Annotated in this window: 18 protein-coding genes; 9 read left to right on the top strand and 9 right to left on the bottom strand. The window is 72.6% G+C overall.

Annotated elements, in window-relative coordinates:
• Positions 1–17: 17 nt before the first annotated feature.
• Genes ACFFIC_RS11990 through secD form a run of 3 tightly spaced genes read right to left on the bottom strand, consistent with a single transcriptional unit; the run spans position 18 to position 3,600 of the window.
• The gene (locus tag ACFFIC_RS11990) at positions 18–986 is read right to left on the bottom strand and encodes a tripartite tricarboxylate transporter substrate-binding protein (protein ID WP_377050551.1); all 969 of its coding nucleotides are present in this window, start codon (positions 984–986) and stop codon (positions 18–20) included.
• The gene (secF, locus tag ACFFIC_RS11985) at positions 983–1,984 is read right to left on the bottom strand and encodes a protein translocase subunit SecF (RefSeq protein ID WP_377050549.1); all 1,002 of its coding nucleotides are present in this window, start codon (positions 1,982–1,984) and stop codon (positions 983–985) included. Before secF ends, ACFFIC_RS11990 begins: the two co-directional genes overlap by 4 nt.
• A gap of 14 nt (positions 1,985–1,998) precedes the next feature.
• Complete coding sequence (gene secD, locus ACFFIC_RS11980) at positions 1,999–3,600, bottom strand: protein translocase subunit SecD (protein ID WP_377050547.1); 1,602 nt, start codon at positions 3,598–3,600, stop codon at positions 1,999–2,001.
• A 158-nt stretch (positions 3,601–3,758) separates the two neighbouring features.
• Between secD and ACFFIC_RS11975 the strand changes: the two genes are divergently transcribed.
• The 8 genes from ACFFIC_RS11975 to ACFFIC_RS11940 are packed head-to-tail and all read left to right on the top strand — an operon-like array spanning position 3,759 to position 10,971.
• Positions 3,759–4,784: a Gfo/Idh/MocA family protein gene (locus ACFFIC_RS11975; RefSeq protein ID WP_377050545.1), complete on the top strand. Its 1,026-nt coding sequence runs from the start codon at positions 3,759–3,761 to the stop codon at positions 4,782–4,784.
• A complete protein-coding gene (locus tag ACFFIC_RS11970; protein WP_377050543.1) occupies positions 4,781–5,788 on the top strand; it encodes a LysR family transcriptional regulator in 1,008 nt (335 codons plus the stop codon). The genes ACFFIC_RS11975 and ACFFIC_RS11970 overlap by 4 nt, the downstream gene beginning before the upstream one ends.
• A 60-nt stretch (positions 5,789–5,848) precedes the next feature.
• Complete coding sequence (locus ACFFIC_RS11965; RefSeq protein ID WP_377050541.1) at positions 5,849–6,730, top strand: ABC transporter substrate-binding protein; 882 nt, start codon at positions 5,849–5,851, stop codon at positions 6,728–6,730.
• 11 nt (positions 6,731–6,741) lie between these two features.
• Positions 6,742–7,623: an NAD(P)-dependent oxidoreductase gene (locus ACFFIC_RS11960; RefSeq protein WP_377050539.1), complete on the top strand. Its 882-nt coding sequence runs from the start codon at positions 6,742–6,744 to the stop codon at positions 7,621–7,623.
• A gap of 55 nt (positions 7,624–7,678) precedes the next feature.
• Positions 7,679–8,665, top strand: coding sequence for a Bug family tripartite tricarboxylate transporter substrate binding protein (locus tag ACFFIC_RS11955; RefSeq protein WP_377050537.1), 987 nt, complete (start codon positions 7,679–7,681; stop codon positions 8,663–8,665).
• Positions 8,666–8,672: 7 nt separating this feature from the next.
• Positions 8,673–9,539, top strand: coding sequence for an amidohydrolase family protein (locus tag ACFFIC_RS11950; protein ID WP_377050535.1), 867 nt, complete (start codon positions 8,673–8,675; stop codon positions 9,537–9,539).
• Between the two features lie 11 nt (positions 9,540–9,550).
• Complete coding sequence (locus ACFFIC_RS11945) at positions 9,551–10,279, top strand: PIG-L deacetylase family protein (RefSeq protein WP_377050533.1); 729 nt, start codon at positions 9,551–9,553, stop codon at positions 10,277–10,279.
• Positions 10,276–10,971 carry a 4-carboxy-4-hydroxy-2-oxoadipate aldolase/oxaloacetate decarboxylase gene (locus tag ACFFIC_RS11940; RefSeq protein WP_377050531.1) on the top strand — a complete coding sequence of 232 codons (696 nt, stop codon included), beginning with the start codon at positions 10,276–10,278 and terminating at the stop codon, positions 10,969–10,971. The genes ACFFIC_RS11945 and ACFFIC_RS11940 overlap by 4 nt, the downstream gene beginning before the upstream one ends.
• Here ACFFIC_RS11940 and cueR read toward each other — a convergent pair.
• Genes cueR through ACFFIC_RS11925 form a run of 3 tightly spaced genes read right to left on the bottom strand, consistent with a single transcriptional unit; the run spans position 10,944 to position 14,522 of the window.
• Positions 10,944–11,363, bottom strand: coding sequence for a Cu(I)-responsive transcriptional regulator (gene cueR / locus ACFFIC_RS11935; protein ID WP_377050529.1), 420 nt, complete (start codon positions 11,361–11,363; stop codon positions 10,944–10,946). The genes ACFFIC_RS11940 and cueR overlap by 28 nt on opposite strands.
• On the bottom strand, positions 11,360–13,789 hold the full coding sequence (locus tag ACFFIC_RS11930; protein ID WP_377050527.1) for a heavy metal translocating P-type ATPase: 2,430 nt from the start codon (positions 13,787–13,789) through the stop codon (positions 11,360–11,362). The genes cueR and ACFFIC_RS11930 overlap by 4 nt, the downstream gene beginning before the upstream one ends.
• A 52-nt stretch (positions 13,790–13,841) precedes the next feature.
• Entirely contained in the window at positions 13,842–14,522 is a 681-nt protein-coding gene (locus ACFFIC_RS11925; RefSeq protein WP_377050525.1) for a winged helix-turn-helix transcriptional regulator, read from the bottom strand.
• Positions 14,523–14,583: 61 nt separating this feature from the next.
• On the opposite strand from ACFFIC_RS11925, the gene ACFFIC_RS11920 reads away from it, so the two are divergent.
• Positions 14,584–15,006: a VOC family protein gene (locus ACFFIC_RS11920; RefSeq protein WP_377050523.1), complete on the top strand. Its 423-nt coding sequence runs from the start codon at positions 14,584–14,586 to the stop codon at positions 15,004–15,006.
• A 211-nt stretch (positions 15,007–15,217) separates the two neighbouring features.
• Here the strand turns inward: ACFFIC_RS11920 and ACFFIC_RS11915 are convergent, their stop codons facing one another.
• The 3 genes from ACFFIC_RS11915 to ACFFIC_RS11905 form a co-directional block, all read right to left on the bottom strand.
• Positions 15,218–17,647 (bottom strand): response regulator, encoded by a 2,430-nt coding sequence (locus ACFFIC_RS11915; protein WP_377050521.1) that lies wholly within the window; start codon positions 17,645–17,647, stop codon positions 15,218–15,220.
• A gap of 412 nt (positions 17,648–18,059) precedes the next feature.
• Positions 18,060–19,682 (bottom strand): cisplatin damage response ATP-dependent DNA ligase, encoded by a 1,623-nt coding sequence (locus ACFFIC_RS11910; RefSeq protein WP_377050519.1) that lies wholly within the window; start codon positions 19,680–19,682, stop codon positions 18,060–18,062.
• Entirely contained in the window at positions 19,679–20,746 is a 1,068-nt protein-coding gene (locus tag ACFFIC_RS11905) for a ligase-associated DNA damage response exonuclease (protein WP_377050517.1), read from the bottom strand. The genes ACFFIC_RS11910 and ACFFIC_RS11905 overlap by 4 nt, the downstream gene beginning before the upstream one ends.
• Positions 20,747–20,772 lie beyond the last annotated feature (26 nt).

The following is a 20,772-nucleotide window of genomic DNA, read 5'->3' as shown; positions in this document are numbered from 1 at the left end:
CGGCGGGCGGGTGAGCCTTAGCCGCCGACCACCTGCCAGGGCGCGGTTTCCCAGCGGGTCCGCAACTCCACCAGGTCCTGCACGACGATGGCGCCCCATTCGGTCTCGTCGCGGAAGCGCGGCAGCACCGCGCGCCACTCGGCCTGGGCCAGGAACTCCGGGTCCTCCGCCGCGGCGCGCAGCGCGCGGGCGATATGGGCCGCGGGGCGCGCCTCGATCCCGGCCGGCACCGCGATCCCCCGCCGCAGCGCGGCATCCAGCGGGATGCCTTGCTCGCGCAGGGTCGGCACATCCGGCAACTGCGGGTGCCGGGCCGCGGACGCCACGGCGAGCACCGCCAGCTTCCCCTCGCGCACCGCCGCCAGCGCCTCGGACACCGTCATCAGTGCCGCCGCCACATTGCCCGAGGCCGCCGCCCCGCGCGCCGCGGCGGCGGAGGGGAAATGCAGGTGCTCCATCGGAAGGGCCTGGACCAGGTCCATCGCCGCGATGGCAGCGGCACTCACCGGCGGCGGCAGGCCGAGCGGCCGCTCGCGCTGGGCGCGGAGCGCATCGAGGTCGGTGCCGGGAGCGGCGACCAGCGCCACCGGCTCCTCCGTCACGGCGCCCATCAGGCGGATCTTGTCCAGCAGTCCCGTCGCCCGCCGCTCCACCATGCGGGCGACCAGGAAGGGGGTGATGGCATAGGCCAGCACGGAGCCGTCGGTGGGCGCCTCGGCCAGTTGCCGGAGGGCGGTCAGCCCGCCCTCTCCCGGGCGGTTCGCCACCTGCACCTGCACCCGCCGCAGGTGCCGCTCCAGAAAGGGCGCGAAGCCCCGCACCCAGAGATCCGCCCCGCTGCCGCCCTCCGCGCCAACGAGAAGGGTCAGGCTGCGGGTGCGCTCGGAGGGCGGGAGATAGGGAAGGGAAGGGGCCTGCGCCCCCGCCCGGCCCGGCGCGGAAGCCGCGGCCAGGGCCGCCCCCATGATCCCCCGCCGCGTGGTCACGCCTGCGGCCCCGCAACGCTCCCGGCCGCGCGCGCCGCCGGCCGCGGGGGCACGGGCTTGGCCACCGCCTCGGTTCCCCGGCGCAGCCGGTTCTCGCCGAGGAACAGCAGGATTGGCGCCGCGATGAAGATGGAGGAGGAGGCGGAGACGACGATGCCGAACAGCATCACCCAGGCGAAGCCCGCCAGCGTCTCCCCTCCGAACAGCGCCAGCGGCAGCGCCGAAAGGAACAGCGTCATGGAGGTGCCGAGCGTGCGGTTCAGCGTCTCGTTGATCGAGCGGTCGATCAGCTCGCGCAGGGGCATGGTCTTGAACTTGCGCAGGTTCTCCCGCATCCGGTCATAGACCACGACCTTGTCGTTGGCCGAGAAGCCGATGATCGTCAGGATGGCCGCGATGGTCGTCAGGTTGAACTCCAGCCGCGTCACGGCCAGGAACCCCACCACCTTCGTGGTGTCCAGGATCAGGGTGACGATCGCGCCCACCGCGAACTGCCACTCGAAGCGGAACCAGATGTAGATCAGCATCGCGCCGAGCGAGATGGCCAGCGCGATCAGCCCGCCCTGGAACAGCTCGTCCGAGACGCGGTTGCCCACCGCCTCCGTGCGCAGGATGCGCGTGCCGGGGGCCGCCGTCTCCAGCGCGCCGCGCACGCGCGACACCGCCTGCTGCGTCGCCGCCTCCTCCCCCTGCACGGGCAGGCGGATGAGCACGGTGGAGGCATCGCCGAATTCCTGCATCCCGACATCGCCCAGGCCGAGGCCCGACACGACGCCGCGAAGCTGGCCGAGGTCGGCGGGGCCGGGCGTGCGGGCCTCCATCACGATCCCGCCCTTGAAGTCGATGCCCTTCTCCAGCCCGGGATAGATGGCCAGCACGACCGAGGCCGTGGAAAGCACCGCGGAAACAACGAGCCCCACGATGCGCCCGCGCATGAACTGGATGCGCGTGTCGTCCGGCACGAGGCGGAAGAGGGGGCGGCGAAGAAAGCCGAGCATGGTTCGATCCCCTCTCAGACCGGCAGCACGCGCGGGCGGGTCGCGCGGTACCACCAGGAAACGATCAGCCGCACCAGGGTGGTCGCCGTCCACATCTGCACCACCGTGCCGATGGCCACCGTAACCGCGAAGCCCTTAACCGGCCCCGAACCGAAGGCGAAAAGGCAGGCCATGGCGATCAGGTTGGTCAGGTTGCTGTCCATGATGGTGCCGGAGGCCTTGGTGAAGCCAGCCTCCAGCGCCTGGATCGGCGTCCGCCCCGCGCGCGTCTCCTCGCGGATGCGCTCGTTGATCAGGATATTGGCGTCCAGCGCCGTGCCCAGCGTCAGCACGATGCCCGCAATGCCCGGCAGGGTCAGCGTCGCCTGAAGCAGGGAAAGGGCGGCCATCATCAGCATGATGTTCACCAGCAGCGCGATGTTGGCGAACCAGCCGAGCAGCCCGTAGGCGAAGCCCATGTAAAGGAACACGAACAGCGCGCCCACCGCGAGCGAGATCACCCCCGCCCGGATGGCGTCCGCCCCCAGCTCCGGCCCGACCGTGCGTTCCTCCACCACCGTCAGCGGCGCGGGCAGGGCGCCGGCGCGCAGCAGCACGGCCACGTCGTTCGCGCTGCGGGCGTTGAAGCTGCCGCTGATCTGCCCGCGCCCGCCCGTGATGGGCTCGCGGATCACGGGGGCGGTGATCACCTTGTCGTCCAGCACGATGGCGAAGGGCCGGCCCACGTTCTGGCGGGTCACCTCCGCGAAGCGGCGGGTGCCCACGGAATCAAAGGTGAAGTTCACCACCCATTCGCCGTTTCGGCTGTCCTGCCCGGCGCGGGCGTCGGACAGGTTGGCCCCGTCCACCTCCACCCGGCGGCGCACGGCGTAGCGGCTCGGCGCCTGCCCGCCGCGCTCCTCGCCCTGGAGGAACTGCACCCCCGGCGGCGGCGCGCCGGCGGCGGGGTTCGCGTTCTCGTCCAGCAGGTGGAAGGTCATGCGGGCGGTGCGGCCCAGCAGGTCCTTGATCCGGTTGGGATCCTCCACGCCCGGCAGCTGCACCAGGATGCGGTTCTGCCCCTGCCGCGCGATCAGCGCCTCGGACACCCCGGTCTCGTCGATGCGGCGCCGCACGATCTCCAGCGACTGCTCCACCGCGCCGCTGCCGCGCGCGACCAGCGCCGCGTCGGAAAGCGTGGCCGTCACGGTGCCGTCGGGCGCCGTGGTCACCACGATGTCGGGTTCGGTGTTGGTGGCCGATCCGCGCACGGGCACCGGGTTGGCCAGCTCCCGCAGCTGCACCGCCGCCGCCTCGGCCTGGGCGGGGTCGCGCACGCGCAGGCTCAGCCGCCGGTTGTTCGGGTCGCCCGCCAGGTTGAGATAGCCGATATTGGCCGCCCGCAGCTTGGTGCGCGCGGCATCCGCCAGGCTCTCCACCCGTTCCCGCACCACCGCGTTCATGTCCACCTCAAGCAAGAGGTAGGAGCCGCCGCGCAGGTCCAGGCCCAGCGAGATCTGCCGCGCCGCCCAGGCCGGCAGCACCGAGCGCGGAATGATATTGGGCACGCAAAGGATCAGTCCCAGGGCGATGACGCCCAGGATCGCGGCGACCTTCCACCGCGCGAAATACAACATGGCCTTTGCGGCCCCCCGTGCGAACCGTGTGTGAGAACTGGCACTATGCCATGGAAATGGGGCCGGAAGATGCGTCCCACCCGCCCCTGATGCAACCCTGGCGCATCCTTGCTACAGCCCGGCCCGTTCCGGGGGACCGGGCTGGGGGATTTGGAAACATGCGTCTTCGTCTGGGTATCCTGGGGGCCGGGCATTTCGGCCGCTTCCACGCGCTGAAGGCTGCCAGGGCTCCGCGCTTCGAATTCGTGGGCCTGCACGACGCCGACCCCGCCCGCGCGGCGCAGGTCGCGGCCGAGGCCGGCTGCCCCTCCCTCCCGGCCGAGGCGGTGATCGAGGCCGCCGAGGCCGTGATCATCGCCACCCCCACCGCCTTCCACCACGGCCTGGCCCAGGCCGCCCTTTCGGCCGGGCGGCACGTGCTGGTGGAAAAGCCCATCGCCGCCACGCTGGCCCAGGCCGACGACCTGGTGGCGCTGGCGAAGGAGAAGGGCGTGGTGCTGCAGGTGGGCCAGCTCGAGCGCTTCTCGGGCGGCATGCGAACGCTGCGCGCCGGTGGCGGCCTGGCCGCCCGGATCGGCCGTCCCCTTTATATGGAGGCGATCCGCATCGCGCCCTTCCGCCCCCGCAGCCTGGATGTTTCGGTGGTGTTGGACCTGATGATCCACGACCTCGACCTGGCCCTCGCCCTGGCCGGCAGCCCGCTGGTCGGGGTGGAGGCGGTCGGCACCCGCGTCGTTTCCCCCACCATCGACATCGCCAACGCCCGGCTGCGCTTCGGCAACGGCGCGGCCGCCACCATCACCGCCAGCCGCGTCTCGCTCCACATGGAGCGGCGCCTGCGCCTGTTCGGCGACGAGGGCTACCTCAACCTCGACCACCTCAAGCGCGAGATGATCTGGGTCCGGCGCGGGGAAGGGGACACGCTGGAGCAGCTTCCCGGCCACGGCCTGTCCCGCGCCGCCTGGGCCGAGACGGACAGCCTGGAGGCCGAGCACGCCGCCTTCGCCGCCGCCTGCCTGGACGGCGCCCCGGTGGAGGCCGACGGCCTGGCCGGCCGCGCCGCGCTGGACGCCGCGCTGCGGGTGGAGGAGGCCGTCCGCGCCTCGCTCGAAGCCGCGGGCCTGGAAGGGGCGGGCGCCGGGGCCGCTTCCCTGGCGGCCGCGCCGCCGGTGCCGGCGGGGTGACCCTCCGGCGCTATCTCGACCGGCGCCTCAAGCTGCACCACCTCCGGGCGGTGGAGGCCATTCACGCCCAGCACAGCCTGCTGCGGGCCGCGACCACGCTGGGCATCAGCCAGCCCGCGCTCACCCGCACCCTGCAGGACCTGGAGGAGATCACGGGCCAGCGCCTGTTCGACCGCCTGCCCCGCGGCGTGCGCCCCACCGAGGCCGGCACCCTCCTGGTCGCCGCCGCCCGCCGCATCCTGGCCGAGCTGCACCGCCTGGACGAGGACCTGGACCGCCTTTCCGAGCCGGGCAGCGGCACGGTGGCCATCGGGACCCTGCCCGTGGCGGCCACCGGCGTGCTGCCCGGCGCGCTCACCCGCCTCACCGCCGGCTACCCCGGCATCCACGTCCGGCTGGAGCAGGGCCGCACCGAGGAGCTCCTGCCCCAGCTTGCGGCCGGGGAGATCGACCTCATCGTGGGTCGCCTCTACGAGCCCGCCGTGCCCGACGGCTTCCCGCGGGAGCCGTTGTGGGAGGAGCCCATCTCCGTCCTGGTCCGCGCCGACCATCCCGTGCTCTCACTCCCGGAGGTCACGCCCGAGGCGCTGCGCCGCTACGAGCTGATCCTGCCCACCGTCAGCCAGCGCGTGGGGCAGGAGATCGAGGTCCTGCTCGACATGCTGGGGCTCGTCCCCGGCGCCTCGCTTCGCTCCAGCTCCTACGGCTTCATCCGGGAGATGCTGCACGCGACCGACCTGATCGCCGTTATGCCCCGTCTGATGATGGCGGGAGACCTTCTGCGCGGCACGCTGCGGGTGGTTCCGCTGCCCGTGCCCGCGCCCCCGCGCCCGGCCGGGCTGATCCTGCCGCGCGACCGCACGCTGCCGCCCGGCGGCCAGGCCTTCGTGGCCTGCCTGCGCGCCCATCTCGCCGAAATCGGCCAGCGCGGCCTCACGGCTATAACCATGACTGATACCCAGGCTCCCGAAAGCGATAAGACAGGCGGCCAGCCCAGGGGCTAGGGCATGGCCCGCACCCCGGCCGCCCGCGCTGGCGAAGGCGGGGGAACGGAGGAAAACGGCATGACGGCCCCCGCCGCGCTCAGCGCCGCCATCGGCACCTATCCCCGCACCCGCGCCCTCAAGGAGGGTGGCGTCGCCTCCGGCCTGATCCGGCTGGACTTCGCCGGGTTCCCGGTGATCAGCCGCGCCTTCGCGCCCATGGTGCGGGAACTCCGCTTCGACGTCTCGGAAATGGCGATCGCCACCTTCCTCCAGGCCAGGGCGGTGGGCCGCCCGATCGTGCTGCTGCCGGTGGTGCTGGCCGCCCGCTTCCAGCAATCGGCCATGCTGTGCCGGGCCGACAGCGACATCCGGGGCCCGGCGGACCTCGCCGGCCGCCGGATCGGCGTGCGCGCCTATAGCCAGACCACGGGCATGTGGATTCGCGGCATCGTCGCGGAAGAAGGCGGCCCGCCCCCCTCCGCCAGCCGCTGGATCACCTTCGAGGACGCCCATGTCCAGGGCATCGCCGATCCCGCCTGGGCCGAGCGCGCCGCGCCCGGGCAGGACATGATGGCGATGCTCCGCGCGGGTGAGCTGGACGCGGTGATCGTGGGCAACGACGTGCCGGACGACCCTGGCCTCCGCACCGTCTTCCCCGACCCGGCCGCGGCGGCCCAGGCCTTCTGGGCCCGCCACCGCATCGTGCCCGTGAACCACATGCTGACCGTGAAGCGGGAGCTGGCCGAGGCCCGCCCCGAGCTCGTGGCGGAAATCCTCCGCATGGCCCGCGCCTCCGCCGCGCCGGTCCCTCCCGGCGAGCACGGGGCCCCGCCCGACACCCGCGCGGCGCTCCGCCCGGTGATCGGGCTCGCGCTGAACTACATGGCCGCCCAGGACATGCTGCCCCGCCCCCTGACCGTGGACGAGGTCTGGGCCGGCCTTCCCGACGGCGTGGAATGAGGAAACAGAACATGACCAGCTTCGCCATCATCGGCTTCGGCGAGGTCGGCGGCATCTTCGCCCGGGACCTGCGCGCCGGCGGCGCCACCGCCATCCATGCCTTCGACGTGCTCGACGCCGCGCGCGACCGCGCGAAGGCCTCCGGCGCCACCCTCCACGGCAGCGCCGCCGAGGCCGCGGCCCAGGCCGGGGTGGTGTTCATCGCCGTCACCGCCGGCTCCGCCCTCGCCGCCGCGCAGTCCCTCGCGGGCGGCCTTTCCCATGCTCCCCTGGTCGTGGACGTGAACTCCGTCTCGCCCTCCGCCAAGCAGGCCAACGGCGCCGCGGTGGCCGCGGCGGGCGGGCGCTACGTGGAGGCCGCGGTGATGGCCAGCGTCCCGCCCAAGGGCCTGCGCACCCCCATGCTGCTTGGCGGCCCCGATGCCCAGGCCTTCATCGACGCCATGGCCCCATTCGGCATGGACCTGAGGATATACGCGCCCGAGATCGGCCGCGCCTCCGCCGTCAAGATGTGCCGCAGCGTCATGGTCAAGGGGCTGGAGGCGCTGACCACCGAATGCATGCTCGCCGCCCGCCACTACGGCGTGGAGGACGACGTGCTCCGCTCGCTGTCGGACACGCTGCCGCACGAGGACTGGCGCGGCCTCGCCCGCTACGTCATCAGCCGCGCCCTGATCCACGGCAAGCGCCGCGCGGAGGAGATGCGCGAGGTCGCCCGCACCGTGCAGGAGGCGGGCGTCACCCCCCTGCTGAGCGCCTCCATCGCCGAGCGCCAGGACTGGGCCGCGGCCCAGGGGCGGGAAATGGGCCCTGCGCAGCTGGCCACCACCGACCTCGACGCGCTGCTCGACGGTTTGGTCGCTGCGATGCACCAAAAGCAGGCGGCCGAATAACAGTCGGTCAACAAGGTCGCCGCACAAGCAGGCGGCCATCGAGAAAGGAACGCGCATGTCCACCACCCGCCGTGACGCCCTGCGCCTGGGCGCCGCCCTCGCCGCTGCCCCCTGGGTTGCCTCCTCCCCGGCCCGGGCCCAGGCCACCCTGCCCGACAAGCCCATCCGCCTGATCGTCCCGAACGGCGCCGGGGGCGTCGCCGACCTCACCGCCCGCACGGTGGGCGCGGCGCTGTCCGAGCGGATCAAGCAGCCCGTGGTGATCGAGAACCGCCCGGGGGCGGGCGGCATCGTCGCCGGGCAGACGCTGCTGACCGCGCCCGCGGACGGCGCGACGCTGATGGTGGCCACCAACGCCAACGCCATCAGCAAGTCCCTCTTCCGCAGCCTGCCCTTCGACCCGATCAAGGACTTCGCGCCGGTCGGCCTGATGGGCACCTTCGCCATCGCGATCCTCGTCGCGCCAGGCTCGCCCATCCGCACCGCGCAGGACCTGATCGCGGCGCTGAAGCGCGACCCGGCCGGCACCAACATCGGCACCATCAGCGTCGGCAGCACGCAGAACCTGGCGGCCGAGCTGTTCAAGACCACCGCCAACGTGGACGCCACCACCGTGCCCTTCTCCGGCACGCCCGCGCTGCTCACCAGCCTGCTGCGCAACGACGTGACGGCGGCCTTCGAGATCGTGGCCCCGCTCATGGGCCAGCTCAAGGACGGCTCGCTCCGCGCCATCGCCGTCACCTCCTCGGCCCGCGCGGCCAACCTGCCGAATGTGCCCACCCTGCAGGAGGCCGGCCTCGCCGGCTTCGACGTCACCTCCTGGAACGCCGTCGTCGCTCCCGCCCGCACGCCCGCGCCCGTGATCGAGCGCCTGAACCGCGAGCTGAACGCGGTGCTGGCCGACCCCGCCGTGCGCTCCAAGCTCTTGGAAGCCGGCGTGGAGGCAAAGGGCGACAGCCCCGCCCAGCTCGGCCAGCTCATGACCAGCGAGACCGAGAAGTGGCGCGCGGTGATCGAGCGCGCCGGCATCGAGAAGCAGTGAGAGCATCATGAAGACCTGCCAGCCCCCCGACCCGAACACCAAAACGCCGAAGCTGAAGCTGCCGGAGGGTTCCTGCGACGCCCACTGCCACGTCTTCGGCCCCGCCGATAAGTTCCCCTACGACCCCGACCGCTCCTACACCCCGCCCGACGCGCCGGTGGAGGATCTCCGCCGCGTCCACGCCGTGCTCGGCATCGACCGCGCGGTGATCGTGCAGGCGAGCTGCCACGGCACCGACAACGCCGCCATGATCGACGCCATCGCATCGAGCAACGGCGCCTACCGCGGCGTCGCCATCGTGGACGGCACCGTGACGGACCGCGAGCTGGAGGAACTGAACGCGGGCGGCGTGCGCGGCGTGCGCTTCAACTTCGTCAAGCACCTCGGCGGCACCCCCGACCTCGAGGTCTTCGACCGCGTGCTGGACCGCATCCAGCCGCTCGGCTGGCACGTCGTGCTCCACCTCGACGCCGGGGACATCGTGGAGCACGCCCCGCGCATCTCCCGCATCAAGGTGCCCTTCGTCATCGACCACATGGGCCGCGTGCAGGCCAAGAACGGGCTCGATCAGGAGCCCTTCCGCCGCCTGCTGGGCCTCATGCAGAACCCGCTCGCCTGGGTGAAGGTCTGCGGGCCCGAGCGCGTCACCTCGGCGGGCAGCCCCTTCCACGACGCCGTGCCCTTCGCGCAGAAGCTGATCGAGGCGGCGCCGGACCGCACGCTCTGGGGCACCGACTTCCCGCACCCGAACATCGCGGGCGACATGCCCAATGACGGGGACCTGGTGGACCTGCTCGGCCTGGCCGCGCCGGACGAGGCGCAGCGCCGCAAGATCCTGATCGACAACCCGAACACCCTCTACTGGGCGAACTGAGGAACACCGCGATGTCCGCAACCCAGAAGACCGGCCTCGTCGTGACCGCCCATCCCGGCGACTTCGTCTGGCGCGCGGGCGGCGCCATCGCGCTGCACGCGAAGATGGGCTACCGCGTGAAGATCGTCTGCATGTCCTATGGCGAGCGCGGCGAAAGCCAGGGTGCCTGGAAGCAGCCCGGCATGACGATGGAGACGTGCAAGGAAGGCCGCCGCGCCGAGGCCGAGGCCGCGGCCTCCATCCTCGGCGCCGAGATCGAGTTCTTCGATGCCGGCGACTACCCGCTGCACATCACCCCCGCGATGATGGACCGCCTGATCGACATCTACCGCGAGGTGAACCCCTCCTTCGTGCTCACCCACGCGATCCGCGACCCCTACAACGTCGACCACCCCGAGGCGTCCCGCATCGCGCAGGAGGCCCGGATCGTCGCCCAGGCCGCCGGCCACAAGCCGGGCCCCGGCGGCGTCACCTACTCCGCCCCGCAGGTCTTCCAGTTCGAGCCGCACCAGCCCGAGCAGTGCGACTTCAAGCCCAACCGCATCCTCAACATCACGGAGGTGTGGGAGCAGAAGTGGAAGGCTTTCGAGCAGCTTCCCGCCCAGCGCCACCTTTGGGACTACTACGAGCGCGTGGCGCTGAACCGCGGCATGCAGGGCGGCCGCAACTCCGGCAAGGCCATGAAGTACGGCGAGGCCTACCAGACCATCTTCCCCGACGCCGTCGAGGTGCTGGCATGACCCCGGTCGTCGTCCGCCACAACCCGCGCGCCGACCTCGCCACCATCGACCGCTTCGCGCCGCTGGGCGTCTCCACCACGCACGAGGCGAGCGGCCGCGCGCCCAACCTGATGAAGACCACCATGCGCCCGGCCTGGCCGGGCGCGTCGGCGGCGGGCAGCGCCGTCACGGTGCTCGCCCAGCCCGGCGACAACTGGATGATCCATGTCGCGGTGGAGCAGTGCCAGCCCGGCGACATCCTCGTGGTCGCCTGCACCACCGACAACACCGACGGCATGTTCGGCGATCTTCTCGCCACATCCCTCAAGGCCCGCGGCGTGCGCGGCCTGGTGATCGATGCGGGCGTGCGCGACGTGGCCGTGCTGCGCGAGATGGGCTTTCCCGTCTGGTCCCGCGCGGTCTCCGCCCGCGGCACGGTGAAGGCGACGCTGGGCTCGGTGAACATCCCCGTGGTCTGCGCGGGCGTGTCCGTGCGCCCCGGTGACGTGGTGGTGGCCGACGACGACGGCGTGGTCGTGGTTCCCGCCGCCGACATCGCGGCCACCCTCGCCGCCGCCGAGAAGCGCCAGGCGAACGAGGAGGCCAAGCGCTCCAGGCTCGCCTCCGGCGTGCTGGGCCTCGACCTCTACGACATGCGCCCGGCGCTGGAGAAGGCCGGGCTGCGCTACGTGGACCGCCTCGAGGACATCTGAGCCCGCCCGCCCGCCAGGTCCTCCAGGATCGGGCATTCCGGGCGGCCATCCCCGTGGCAGCTTTCCGCCAGGTGCCGCAGCGTCGCGGCCATGGCGGAAAGCGAGCGCGCCTTTTCCTCCAGTGCCTCCACATGCGAGAGCGCGAGCCGCTTCACCTCCGCGCTCGCGCGTCCCCGGTCGGCCCAGAGCGCCAGCAGCCCCGCGATCTCCCCCAGCGAGAAGCCGAGGTCCCGCGCGCGCCGGATGAAGCGCAGCGCGTGCACCTCCGCCGCGCCGTAGTCGCGGTAGCCGGAGTCCCGCCGGCTGGCGGCGGGCAAGAGGCCCACGGCCTCGTAGTGCCGTATCATCTTGGCCGAAACGCCGGATGCTCCGGCCGCCTCCCCGATCCTCATGGCGTGTATCCGCGCAGGCGCAGCGCATTGCCCACCACGAACACGCTGGACAGCCCCATCGCCGCCGCCGCCAGCACGGGCGAGAGCATCCCGGCCACCGCCACCGGGATCAGCACCACGTTGTAGGCGAAGGCCCAGAACAGGTTCTGGCGGATGTTGCGCATGGTCGCGCGGCTGAGCCCCACCGCGGTCGCGATCCCGCGCGGGTCGCCCGACATCAGCACCACGTCGGCGCTCTCGATCGCCACGTCCGTGCCCGTCCCGATGGCGATTCCCACATCGGCCGCGGCCAGGGCGGGCGCGTCGTTCACGCCATCCCCCACGAAGGCGATGCGCCCCTCGCCGCGCAGGCGCCGCACCGCGTCCACCTTGCCCTCCGGCCGCACCTCCGCCTCCACGGCATCCAGCTCCAGCGGCCCGGCGATGGCCTCGGCCGTGCGGCGGTTGTCGCCCGTCACCATGGCGAGCCGCAGCCCCATGCCGCGCAGCGCGGCCAGCGCCGGGGCGGTGGTGGCGCGCACGGGGTCGGCCATGGCCAGCACCGCCGCGAGGCGCCCGTCCACGGCCGCATAGACGGGCGAGCGCCCCTGCGCCGCCAGCCGCGCCGAATCCGCCGCGAAGGCGGCCACGTCCAGGCCGAGGGAGGCCATGAACCGGTCCGCGCCCACCTCCACGCGCCGCCCTTCCACCATCGCGCGCAGGCCCATGCCGGGCAGCGCCTGGAAGCCCTCCGCACGCGGCACCGCCAGCCCCTTCGCCGCCGCCCGCAGCGCCTCGGCCAGCGGGTGCTCGCTTCCGGCCTCCGCCGCGGCGATCAGCGGCAGAAGCGTGTCGCGCTCGAAGCCGGGGGCGGGGATCAGGTCGGTCAGCACCGGGCGGCCCTCGGTCAGCGTGCCCGTCTTGTCCATGGCGACCGCGGAAACGTCGCGCAGCGCCTGCAGGGCCGCGCCCCGGCGGAACAGCACGCCGAGCTCCGCCCCGCGCCCCGTGCCCACCATCACCGCCACGGGCGTCGCCAGCCCCATCGCGCAGGGGCAGGCGATGATCAGCACCGCCACCGCCGCCACCAGCGCCTGCGCCAGCCCGGCGCCCGCCAGCATCCAGCCCGCGAAGGCCGCCGCCGCCACCACCATCACCGCCGGGACGAACCAGCGCGTCACGCGGTCCGCCAGGGCCTGGATCGGCAGCTTGCCGCCCTGGGCTTCCTCCACCAGCCGGGTGATGCGCGCCAGCACGGTGGCCGATCCCACGGCCGTCGCGCGCAGGCGCAGCGCGCCCTGGCCGTTCACCGTGCCGCCCACCACCGCGTCGCCCGGCCCGCGCCGCACCGGCACCGATTCGCCGGTCACCATGGATTCGTCGACATGGCTCTCGCCCTCGATCACCAGGGCATCGGTGGGCACGCGCTCGCCGGGGCGGAGGCGCATCACGTCGCCGGCCCGGAGGCTGTCCGCGGGCACCTCCACCTCCTCGCCGGCGCGCTCCACCCGCGCCGTCGCCGGCCGCAGGTCCAGCAGCCGCCGGATCGCGTGGGATGCCCGCCCGCGCGACCGCGCCTCCAGCCAGCGCCCGAGCAGCACCAGCGCCACGATCACCGCCGAGGCCTCGAAATACACGTGCCGCTGCGCCTCCGGCACCAGCCCCGGCGCCAGCGTGACCACCACCGAATAGCCCCAGGCCGCCAGGGTGCCGAGCGCCACCAGGCTGTTCATCTCCGGCCCGCCGCGGAACAGGGCCGGCCAGCCCGCGCGGTGGAAGCGCCAGCCCGGCCCGAACAGCACGGCGGTCGCGAGCAGAAGCTGCGCCCAGTTCCAGGCCGGGCCCGCCACGGCGTGGTGCAGCGCCGGCACCATGTGCCCGCCCATCTCCAAAACAAAGAGCGGCGCGGCGAGCGCCACGGCCACGAGCGTGTCCCGTCGCAGGCCGGCTTCCTCTCCCCCGGCGGGCGGGCCGGAATGGCCGGCATGGGGATCGGCCGCGCCGGGTCCCTCCTGCGTGCCGTCCAGGGGAAGAGGGGCATAGCCCGCCTTCCGCAGGGCCTCCTCCAGCGCGGCGCGCCCCGGCGCATCCGGCGCGTGGCGCACCGTGGCGCGATGGGTGGCCAGGTTCACCGCCGCGCTTTCCACGCCCGGCACGGCCGCCAGCGCCCGCTCCACCCGGCCGGCGCAGGAGGCGCAGGTCATGCCCCCCACGACGAACTCCGTGGTGGAAACCGGCGAATCATAGCCGGCCCGCCGAACGGCCGCGCGCAGCGCCTCGGGGTCCAGCGCCTCGCCCTCCACCAGGGCCTGATGGGTCGCGAGGTTCACGGCGGCCGCGCTCACTCCCGGCACGGCGGCCAGGGCGCGCTCCACGCGGCCGGCGCAGGAGGCGCAGCTCATGCCCTCGACCGGCAGGCTCAGACGGGTTGCTTCGATGGTGCTCATGGGTGGCGATCCTCGCTCACCCGCGAAGATGGGGGTTCCCATCATGGGAAGGTCAAGGGAACGCTTTCGGGGGCAGCGGAAAGAGGGTGACGAACCATCGGACGAGCACGCGGTCCCCGTCGATGCGGAGCGCCCCCGCTGCTTCCAACCCCTCCAGCGGCTGGCCGCCATAGATCGCGGCCGCCAGCGCCGGAGGCTCCCCGGAGATCACCGCGTCGGCCTCCGCCGCCGGGCCCGGGGACACGGCGATCTGCCCTCCGGCCAGACGAAGCGCGAACTCCTCCCGCCCCAGGCGCAGCCCGATCCGCGCCTCGATCCCCTCCGCCCGCCCGGCATCCAGCATGGTCCGCAGCGACAGCAGCAGGGAGGCCGCGCTGAAGGGAAGGGTGGGATCATGCAGCGGGGAGCGGGCCGCCCAGCGGCCGAGCGCCATGAAGATCGGCTCGCTTTCCCGCCCCCAGGGCGTCAGCTCGTAGACCTGGACACCCGCCGGCGGAGGCAGGCGGCGGCGAAGGAGAACCCCCACGGCTTCCAGCCCTTCCAGCCGCTGGGTCAGCACATTGGCGCTGATGCCGGGCAGGCTGGCGCGCAGGTCGCTGAAGCGGCGCGGGCCGAAGATCAGTTCGCGCATCACCAGCAGCGCCCAGCGCTCCCCCAGCAGGTCCAGCGCATGCGCGGCGGCACAGGCATCGTCGTACCAGCGGCGGCGGTCTGTTATTTTTTCTAACTTCATGGTTGCTTCATATGACTCTGCGTGCCAGCGTCTTCAAGCAATGCCAGGAAAGGGACGCCCCATGGCCCGCATGATCTTCGTGAACCTGCCCGTGGCCGATCTGCCGGTGGCGGTGGCCTTCTACGAAGCCATCGGCGGAACCAGGAACCCGCAGTTCTCCGATCATACCGCCGCCTGCATCGTCTTCTCCGACACGATCCACGTGATGCTGCTGACCCACGACAAGTTCCGCGCCTTCACCCCGCGCCCCATCGCCGATGCGCGGGCCGCGAGCGAGGTGCTGCTCTGCCTGTCCTGCGACAGCCGGGACGCGGTCGACGCCATGGTGGAGGCCGCCGTCTCGGGCGGCGGGGCGGCCGATCCCGGGCCGAAGCAGGATTATGGCGTCATGTACGGCCGCAGCTTCCAGGACCCGGACGGCCATATCTGGGAGCCGATGTGGATGGACGTGGCGGCCATGCAGTCCTGCCCTCAGGGGGCCTGAGGCGCTTCTACCCCGTGTTCCCACCTTTCGTTGCGCCGGTCGCCTGACAGGTTCCGGCCGCGTGTCGTGCCAGGCCGCGGGAGAACCCGGGCCACATGGATGGCCCCACCGCGACCACCACGGCCAGCGGCCAGTTCCGGTTGCTTGCGCGGACCGGAAAGAAGCGAATGGCGAGCGGCCCGGACATCCGGGCCGCCGCAACGCCGTGCCCCTAAGTCCCGGCCTCCGCCCGCGCGCCCAGCAGGGCCGCCACATGGTCGGCGAGCTCGACGCCCGTGACGGGCTTGCGCAGGAGGGTGAAGCTGCCGGCGATCGCGGCGCCGACCGCGAGCGAGGCCGCCTCGCCCGCATAGCCCGTGACGAGGATGGCGGGCAGGCCGGGCTGGCTGCGCTGCGCTTCCCGGATCAGCGCCACGCCGTCCAGCCCGGGCATGGCCAGGTCGGTCACCAGGATGTCGAAGGGGCCGCCCTGGCGCAACTGCGTCAGCGCCGCGTTGCCGTCCGGGCTTTCCGTGACGCTGAAGCCGGCATCGGCCAGCTGGGTCGCCAGCACGTCGCGCACGATCGGCTCGTCGTCCACCAGCAGCACGCGGGGGCGGCGGTAGCGCCCTTCCGTTTCCGGCCTAGCGGGGCGCGCGGGGGCAGCGGGGGCCACGGGGTTGGTGGCCATCACCGGCAGCCAGAGGCCCACCTCCGTGCCGCGCCCGGCCTCGCTGACGATCTCCAGCGCACCGCCCGAGCCCTGGGCGAAGGAGCGCGCCATCGCGAGGCCGAGGCCAGTGCCCTGGCCCAGCGGCTTGGTGGTGAAGAAGGCTTCCGAGGCGCGGGCCAGGGTCGAAGGGCACATGCCCTCGCCGGTGTCGGTCACGGTGATGCGGACGTAGTCGCCGGGCGCGAGCCCTTCCACGCCCTGTGGGCGGCGCTGCTCGGCGCGAAGCGTCAGGGTGCCTCCGGCGGGCATGGCGTCGCGCGCGTTGGTCGCGAGGTTGACCAGCACCGTCTCGAGCTGGCCGCGATCGGCGAACACATGGGGCAGGCCGGGGGTGGCCTCCACCAGCACCCGGATGCGCGAGCCGAGCGTCGCGGCCAGCACCTCGTGCAGCCCGTGCAGCAGGGCACCCACTTCCAGCGTGTCGGCGCGCAACTCCTCGCGGCGGGAGAAGGCCAGCAGGCGCCGGGTGACGGATTCGCCGCGCCGGGCCGCATCCTCCACCATCCCCGCCAGGCGTTGCACCGCGGGCCCATCCGCCGCGCGGCGGCGGATCAGGCTGACCCCGCCCAGCACCGCCTGCAGCACGTTGTTGAAGTCGTGCGCGATGCCGCCGGCGAGCTGCCCGACGGCCTGCACCTTCTGCGCCTGCAACAGCGCGGCCTCGGTCTGCTGGCGCTCGGCGATCTCGGCCTGCAGGCGCGCATTGGCCTCCATCAGCTCCCGCGTGCGCTCGGCGACGCGGGCCTCCATCTCCCCGGCGTGGCGCCGGAGCTCGTCCTCGCGCTGGCGGAGCACGGCGGCCATGGCGTTCCAGGCGATGGCGAGCTGCCCGAATTCCGAGCCGGCGTCGCAGTCGCGCGCGCGCGCCGTGAGGTCGCCGCTGCGCCATTGCCGGGCGGCGGCCAGCAGCCTTTGCGTGGGGTGGGTGATGAAACGCCGCGCCGCGAGGAGCGTGACGAAGAAGACCACGACGCTGACGGCGGCCAGCAGGGTGACGCCGCGGAGCAGGGCGTGCTCGATGTCGCCCATCAGCTCGGGCTCGGAGAAGCCGACCAGGGCGGACAGGTTGCAGTTGGCGGGCGTGGGCGGCGTGTAGCCGATCAGCCGCTCGGTGCCGTCGATGCTGCGCATGCGCAGGATGCCGGGCGTGGTGGCGCGGGTGATCGCCATGGCCGCCGGGGGGAAGGGCTGGCCGACGAACTCCGCGTGCCGCACGTCCCGCCCAAGGATGACGCCGTCGGCATCGGCAACCGTCAGCACGCCGCTGGACAGAAAGGGCGAGCCCGCGTGCTTGAGGCCGCGGAGCTGGTGTTCCAGCCAGTTGAGGTCGAGCGCCGCGACCAGGGTGCCGCCGGCCCCTTCCGCCTGGGAAGGGAAGGGCAGGTAGAAGGGCAGGACGCCGCCGGGATGCACGCCCGAACGCGTGAAGCGGCCGGCGGTGAAGGTGCGAACCCCCGTCGCGGCACTCGCCCAGGCCGGGTTCTCGCCGGACAGCAGGGCGGGATCGGAGGCGCAGCCGACGCGGCCTTCAGAGTCCACCAGTGCGACGAAGGCGAAGCCGGGCGCGTGCTGGCGGAGGTTCGCCATGCGCGGTCCGCAATCGGCGCCGTGGGCCGGAAGCCGGTTGAGCTCGGCCGCGGCGCCCAGAAGGATGCGCGCGCCGTTGGCGATGCTTTCCACCGTGCCGCCCAGAAGTTCCGCCTGATGCACGGCCAGGTCGTCGAGCTGCGCGCGGCGCTCGGAAAGCTGGCTCCAGCTCACCGCCACCTGGAGGGCGAGGGTGGGCGCCAGGCAGGCTGCGATGATCAGCAGGAGCCGCGTGGAAACGCGCAAACCCGCCAGGCCCCGTCGCCACTGCGTGGGCAGGTTGAAATCGGGATGCCCCGAATGCTGCGTCTTCAGATCGGGAACCGGAAACGTTTGGTGCATTTCCGCTGAGAGTTCCTTGCCCGGTTCGGCGCGAGAACCTGCACCCGCAGGGTACGCCTCCACCTCACATCGTCGAGAGCGATGGTCTATCGAAGCCCACCCGGGCTGTCACGGAATTCGTTTCGGCTCCTTGAGCATCCGCGGCGCGAGGAAGCGATGCCGGCGGGGGCACGCAGCAATGAGTGAAATCGTGGCCCTGAACACAACCTGCCGCAGTAAACGTTTGATTCGCCCGAACCACGCGTTGCCTGCGCTGCCCTGGCGAGTGCGGCGGTGGCCGGTCCAGGCGAGGAGGATGACGTTCCGATCGTGCGGAGGATACGCGGGACGGAACAGCTTCGAAGCCTTTCCTCGCGAAATTGTGTAGAGGCGTCTCCGCAACCATCTTCCCGGCTTGCGGCGTGCGCATGGTTCAGCCCGGGCGGTTCTCCACCATGTTCATCAGGGTCGCCAGCGCATCCGCCTCTTCCGCGGGCTTGTCGGGACGCAGGCGCGCGATGCGGGGGAAGCGCATGGCGACGCCCGACCGGTGGCGCGTGGAGAGCTGGGCGGCGTCGAAGATCACCTCCAGCACGAAAGCCTTCTCCACCTCCCGCACGGGGCCGAAGCGGCCGGTGGTGTGGTTGCGGACCCAGCGGTCCAGCATCACCAGTTCCTGGTCGGTGAAGCCGGAATAAGCCTTGCCGACCGGAACCAGTTCCCGCGTGCCGTCCTCGTTGGTGCGCCACAGCCCGAAGGTGTAGTCGGAGTAGTAGCTGCTGCGCTTGCCGTGGCCGCGCTGGGCGTACATCAGCACGGCGTCCACCGTCAGCGGCGCGCGCTTCCACTTCCACCAAAGGCCCTTCACGCGGCCGGGCAGGTAGGAACTGTCGGCACGCTTGAGCATCAGGCCCTCGATCGAGGCGGCGCGGGCGGTGTCGCGCAGCGCCGAGAGGTCGCCGAGGCCCTGGAAGGGGACAAGTTCGGAGACGTCCATGCGGGCTGGGGCATGGCGGGCGTACCAGGCCTCCAGCCGGGCCCGCCGGACATCGAAGGGGAGGGCGCGCAGGTCCTCCTCGCCATCCAGCAGAAGGTCGTAGAGGCGAACGGCCACCGGGTGGTCGCGCATCAGCTTGGGGCCGATGACCTTGCGGTTGAGGCGCTGCTGGAGGTCGGAGAAGGGGGCCACCTGCTTTCCGTCCGGCCCGTCGCGGACCACCAGCAACTCGCCGTCGAGGACGGCGTGGAACTCCATGGCCTCGGCGATCTCGGGGAAGGCGCCCGAGATGTCCTCCCCGGTGCGCGACCAGAGGCGCCGGCCCCCGGGACCGGCGGTGAGCTGGACCCGGATGCCGTCCCACTTCCACTCGGCGCGCCAGTCTCCGGGACTGGCCTCCACCGCCGCGATGTCGGCGGGCGCCTCGAGCGGATGGGCGAGCATGAGGGGACGGAAAACGGGGGCACCGGCGGCGTCGGGGCGGGGCCCCTGGCCCTCGAGCCAGCGGAAGAGGGGGATGTAGGGCGGCGCGACGCCGTGCCAGACCTCCTCGATCTCGCCGATCTCCTGGCCGGACCACTCGGCCAGCGCGGTCTTGGCCAATCTGGCGGAGGCGCCGACGCGGAGGCCGCCCGTGACGAGCTTGATGAGGGCCAGGCGCCCGCCGGCGTCGAGGGTGTCGAGCCAGCCCTCCATCAGCGCCGGAACCTCTGCGCGGGAGGCGAGCTCAAGGCCCTCCACCACCTCGGAAAGGGCTGGGGGCGGGGCGTTCACGCCTTCCCGCTCCGGCCAGATGAGGGCGACCGTCTCGGCGAAGTCGCCGACATAGTCGTGCGAGAGGGCGAGGAGGACCTTGTCCACCCGCCTCTCCACCAGTTCGCGGATCACCATGGGCTTGGCGGCGGTGAAGGCCAGTTCCCCGGTCAGCGCCGCGAGGCCGACGCCGCGGTCTGGGTCGGGCTGGTCCTCGAACCAGCGGCGCATGAGGGCGATCTTGGCGTGCCGGCCGGGGGTGAAGACGAGCCGCTCCAGCAGGTCGGCGAAGGCCTGGACGCTCAATTGGCCGGCCCCGGCGCGACACCCGCGGCTTCCTCGGCCGTGGGCGGCGCTTCCGGGGCGCCATCGTCCTCCTCGTCGCCGCGGCCGACGAGGTGCAGCGCGCGGCCGCGGATGCCGCGGAGGCCGAGGGCGTGCACCAGGGCGTCGTCGCGCCCGTGTGTGACCCAGACCTCCGGGGCGCGCACGTCCTCCATGGTTTGCAGAAGCTCGTCCCAGTCGGCGTGGTCGGAGACGATGAGGGGAAGCTCCACGCCGCGCAACCTGGCGCGCTGGCGCACGGTCATCCAGCCGGAGGCGGCGCAGGTCACGGGCTCGGCAAGGCGGCGGGCCCAGGGGGTGGCCTCGGCGGAGGGGGGCGCGATGACGATCTCGCCGGGCAGGATCGGGGGGTGGCCGCGCTTGAGGCCCTTGGGCACCGGGCGGAGGTCGCCGAGCGGCACGCCCAGTTCCTCGTAGAGGGTGCAGAGCTTCTCCACCGCGCCGTGGAGATAGACGGGGCGGTCCCACCCGGCCTCGCGCAGCAGGGCGATGATCCGCTGGGTCTTGCCGAGCGCGTAGGCGCCGACGACGTGGGCGCGCTCGGGGAACAGCGCCACGCTGTCCAGAAGGCGGCGGATCTCGTGGGCATCGGGCGGGTGGCGGAAGACCGGGAGGGCGAAGGTGGCCTCGGTGACGAAGACGTCGCACTCCATCGGCTCGAAGCCCGCGCAGGTGGGGTCGCGCCGGCGCTTGTAGTCGCCGGAAACGACGATGCGGCTTCCCTTCCACTCCAGCGCGACCTGCGCCGAGCCGAGGACGTGGCCGGCGGGGAGGAGGGTGATGCGGACCCCGTTGCGGGTGACGCTCTCGCCATAGGCCAGCGGTTCCTGCACGTCGCCCGCGCGGTCCTCGCCGAAGCGGGCGCGCATGATGGCCAGCGTGTCCGGCGTGGCCAGCACGGCCTTGTGGCCGGGGCGGGCGTGGTCGGCATGGCCGTGGCTGACCACCGCGCGGTCCACCGGGCGGGATGGGTCGATAAAGAAACCCCCCGGCTCGCAGTAGAGTCCGAGGGGGGTGACCTTCATCCAGCTTTCCGGGTGCGGCATGGGGT

Source organism: Muricoccus vinaceus, from assembly GCF_042433125.1.
GTDB lineage: Bacteria > Pseudomonadota > Alphaproteobacteria > Acetobacterales > Acetobacteraceae > Roseomonas > Roseomonas vinacea.
Note: the sequence above shows the minus strand (reverse complement) of the source record. Positions and strands in the feature narration are given on the sequence as shown.

What these genes read in the sequence shown, in the direction of transcription:
- secF (WP_377050549.1), bottom strand. Translation starts at nt 1,984, where the DNA reads ATGCTCGGCTTTCTTCGCCGCCCCCTCTTCCGCCTCGTGCCGGACGAC.
- secD (WP_377050547.1), bottom strand. Translation starts at nt 3,600, where the DNA reads ATGTTGTATTTCGCGCGGTGGAAGGTCGCCGCGATCCTGGGCGTCATC.
- ACFFIC_RS11975 (WP_377050545.1), top strand. Translation starts at nt 3,759, where the DNA reads ATGCGTCTTCGTCTGGGTATCCTGGGGGCCGGGCATTTCGGCCGCTTC.
- ACFFIC_RS11965 (WP_377050541.1), top strand. Translation starts at nt 5,849, where the DNA reads ATGACGGCCCCCGCCGCGCTCAGCGCCGCCATCGGCACCTATCCCCGC.
- ACFFIC_RS11960 (WP_377050539.1), top strand. Translation starts at nt 6,742, where the DNA reads ATGACCAGCTTCGCCATCATCGGCTTCGGCGAGGTCGGCGGCATCTTC.
- ACFFIC_RS11955 (WP_377050537.1), top strand. Translation starts at nt 7,679, where the DNA reads ATGTCCACCACCCGCCGTGACGCCCTGCGCCTGGGCGCCGCCCTCGCC.
- ACFFIC_RS11950 (WP_377050535.1), top strand. Translation starts at nt 8,673, where the DNA reads ATGAAGACCTGCCAGCCCCCCGACCCGAACACCAAAACGCCGAAGCTG.
- ACFFIC_RS11945 (WP_377050533.1), top strand. Translation starts at nt 9,551, where the DNA reads ATGTCCGCAACCCAGAAGACCGGCCTCGTCGTGACCGCCCATCCCGGC.
- ACFFIC_RS11940 (WP_377050531.1), top strand. Translation starts at nt 10,276, where the DNA reads ATGACCCCGGTCGTCGTCCGCCACAACCCGCGCGCCGACCTCGCCACC.
- cueR (WP_377050529.1), bottom strand. Translation starts at nt 11,363, where the DNA reads ATGAGGATCGGGGAGGCGGCCGGAGCATCCGGCGTTTCGGCCAAGATG.
- ACFFIC_RS11930 (WP_377050527.1), bottom strand. Translation starts at nt 13,789, where the DNA reads ATGAGCACCATCGAAGCAACCCGTCTGAGCCTGCCGGTCGAGGGCATG.
- ACFFIC_RS11925 (WP_377050525.1), bottom strand. Translation starts at nt 14,522, where the DNA reads ATGAAGTTAGAAAAAATAACAGACCGCCGCCGCTGGTACGACGATGCC.
- ACFFIC_RS11920 (WP_377050523.1), top strand. Translation starts at nt 14,584, where the DNA reads ATGGCCCGCATGATCTTCGTGAACCTGCCCGTGGCCGATCTGCCGGTG.
- ACFFIC_RS11915 (WP_377050521.1), bottom strand. Translation starts at nt 17,647, where the DNA reads ATGCACCAAACGTTTCCGGTTCCCGATCTGAAGACGCAGCATTCGGGG.
- ACFFIC_RS11905 (WP_377050517.1), bottom strand. Translation starts at nt 20,746, where the DNA reads ATGAAGGTCACCCCCCTCGGACTCTACTGCGAGCCGGGGGGTTTCTTT.